The organism is uncultured Porphyromonas sp. (genome assembly GCF_938046015.1).
In the GTDB taxonomy this organism is placed as follows: domain Bacteria; phylum Bacteroidota; class Bacteroidia; order Bacteroidales; family Porphyromonadaceae; genus Porphyromonas.
On record NZ_CALIXW010000009.1, the window covers coordinates 1 to 1,370 of the forward strand.

Sequence of the window (1,370 nt, forward strand, 5' to 3'; positions counted from 1 at the left end):
TGGAAGGTGATGGCGAAGCGGTGCACCTCGGCCTGGATCTGCTCCAGCAGGCGGAAGGTCGCGCTGTGGTGCTTCACGGGGATCTCGTGGAGTTGCTCCCTGCCGTAGAGGAGGGCGGAGGTGCGGTGGCGCTCGTCCTTGACAAGGCCCGCCACGGGGATGTCGAGCTCGAGGACGGCCAGCGCGTCACGTATAGCGCCGATCTGCCCCTTGCCCCCGTCGGCGAGGATGAGATCGGGTAGGGGCTCCTCCTCGGCGAGGAGCTTGCGGTAGCGGCGCTCTACGACCTCACGCATGGAGGCGTAGTCGTCGGGGCCCTCGACCGAGCGGATGTTGAACTTGCGGTAGTCCTTCTTCGAGGGGCGTCCGCGCTTGAAGACGACGCAGGCCGCCACGGCATCCGAGCCCTGGACGTTGGAGTTGTCGAAGCACTCGATATGCATGGGGGGCTTGTCGAGGCTCAGTGCCTGGCGTAGCTCGGTGAGGATCTGCATGAGGCGCTGGTCGGGGTTGAGGCGCTCGGCACGCTTGTACTTGTCGACCTTGTACTGCCGTACGTTGCGCTCGCTTAGCTCCAGTAGGCGCTTCTTGTCCCCGCGCTGAGGGATGGTGATGGTGATGCCTGGGCCTGCCTCCCAGCCTGGGTCGAAGGGCAGGATCAGCTCCCGAGCCCGCGAGGCGAAACGCTGGCGCAGCTCGGTGATGGCGCTGGCGAAGAGCTCCTCACGCGTCTCGCCCTCCAGCTGGCTGTGGTACTCGAGGGTGTAGACCTTGGTGACCATCCCCTGAGTGATGTGCATGAAGTTGACGCAGATCGAGCCGTCCTCATCCTCGATGCAGCTGAAGACGTCCACGTTGTGTATGTGGTGCGGCGCCACGGTGTGCTTGACCTGATAGTTCTCGAGGTACTGCAGGCGCTCTTTGTAGATCTGTGCCTCCTCGAAGCGCAGGGCGGCGGCCAGCTGCTGCATCTCGTCGCGGTAGAGCTGGATGACGGTCTTGAGGTCGCCGCGCAGCAGCGAGGTGATCTCGCGGACGTTGTGCTCGTAGTCCTCGAGGCTCTGTAGGCCGATGCACGGGGCCTTGCACTTCTTGATGTGGTACTGGAGGCACTCCTTGTACTTGCCCTGGGCGATCTTGGCGGGGCTTAGGTCGAGGTCGCAGGTGCGTATGGGGTAGAGGTCGCGTATCATATCCACGGTAGCGTGTGCCATGCCTACATCGGGGTAGGGGCCGAAGCGCTGGGAGCCGTCGCGTGCGGGGCGTCGCTCGACGCGGATGCGGGGGAAGGGCTCGTTGTGGATGACGACCTCGGGGTAGGTCTTGTCGTCCTTGAGGAGGATGTTGTAGCGGGGCTGGTGCTCCTTGAT

Annotated in this window: 1 protein-coding gene; it reads right to left on the minus strand. The window is 64.2% G+C overall.

What is annotated here, in order from left to right; translation table 11 throughout:
- Nucleotides 1-1,370 (minus strand): excinuclease ABC subunit UvrC (uvrC, locus tag Q0248_RS01235; RefSeq protein ID WP_299318777.1); only part of this gene is annotated, 1,370 nt, incomplete at both ends.